This window comes from Mesorhizobium sp. M2A.F.Ca.ET.037.01.1.1 (genome assembly GCF_003998075.1).
Classification (GTDB): domain Bacteria; phylum Pseudomonadota; class Alphaproteobacteria; order Rhizobiales; family Rhizobiaceae; genus Mesorhizobium.
In genome coordinates this window covers 1-1,095 of the sequence record NZ_RZSA01001462.1, presented here as the reverse complement: position 1 = coordinate 1,095, position 1,095 = coordinate 1, and the positions used below count along the sequence as shown (strand labels likewise).

Genomic DNA, 1,095 nt, shown 5'->3' with positions numbered 1-1,095 from the left:
GCGTTCTCGGCCTTGCACTGGATCTCGGCGGTGTCCTCGAGGATCACCATGCGATCCTCCGGAGCCGTTTCGACGATCTCGGCGATGACCGCATTGGCGAGCGTGGTTTTGCCCGAGCCCGTGCCGCCGGAGATGACGATGTTCATCCGTGCGGCGATCGCGTTGCGGATCAGGGACGCTTGGTGCTCGGTCATGATCTTCGCCGCGACGTAATCGTCGAGTGGAATGAGCCGGGACGCGCGCCGGCGAATGGTGAAGGTCGGAGCCGCGACAACTGGGGGCAGAAGCCCCTCGAAACGGTGCCCGCCGATGGGAAGCTCGCCCGAGACGATCGGCCGATCATCGTCTGCCTCCGAATGGAGCGCATGCGCCACGCTGCCGATGACGACCTCGGCGGTTGCGGCGCTCATCTCTCCGGCCGGCGCCACGCCGTGGCCCAACCGTTCGATGAAAAGCCGGCCATCAGGATTGAGCATGATCTCGACGACGGTCGCATCATCGAGGGCGACGCAGAGCTGATCGCCGAGCGCTTCCTGCAGCTTGCGGATCAGTCGTGGATGGGAGCGAAGCTGGGGCATAGGCATCTTCGCTCAGGCGGCACGCAGCTTCGGGCAGAGGACGGAGCGATATGACGGCGGGCGCACCCGCTCGAAGCTCGCGCGGTCTGCCGGTAGGATCCCGACGATGGCGGTCGTCTCGCCGAGCCTCCGCGGCTCCCCTACCCGCCTCATTGGCCAGCCAGCTCTATTGAGGATGCGCTCGATGCGAAGGTCGGTCCCGGTGACGATCTGGCGATATCCGTTGCCCATCGACCACTCTATGATGGCGGCGAACATGGTGAGCGTCGCGTCGTGGAGCGAGCCCCCTGCCCTCCCCTCATCGAGCGAGGTGTCGACGCAGAAGCGCGAGCTCTCGATCATCGCAGGATGCGGCTTGAACGCGCCGGACTGCACGAGGTCGGGAAACAAAGCCTCTATCATGTTCGGTCCGGTCGCAGGCAGGAGCCTTGCGCAGCCAACAACGGTGGAGGCCGACGATATTGCCAGGATGTATGTTGGCTTCAGAGCATCGAATTCATCGGTTTCTCGCCCGCCC

The 1,095-nt window shown here is 64.7% G+C and carries 2 protein-coding genes; both read right to left on the bottom strand.

The annotated features are described in order from the left end of the window. Nucleotides 1–578 (bottom strand): ATPase, T2SS/T4P/T4SS family (locus EOA27_RS37590; RefSeq protein ID WP_189562345.1); only part of this gene is annotated, 578 nt, incomplete at its 3' end. A gap of 12 nt (nucleotides 579–590) precedes the next feature. Continuing rightward, nucleotides 591–1,095 (bottom strand): acyl-homoserine-lactone synthase (locus EOA27_RS37585; RefSeq protein ID WP_127258858.1); only part of this gene is annotated, 505 nt, incomplete at its 5' end.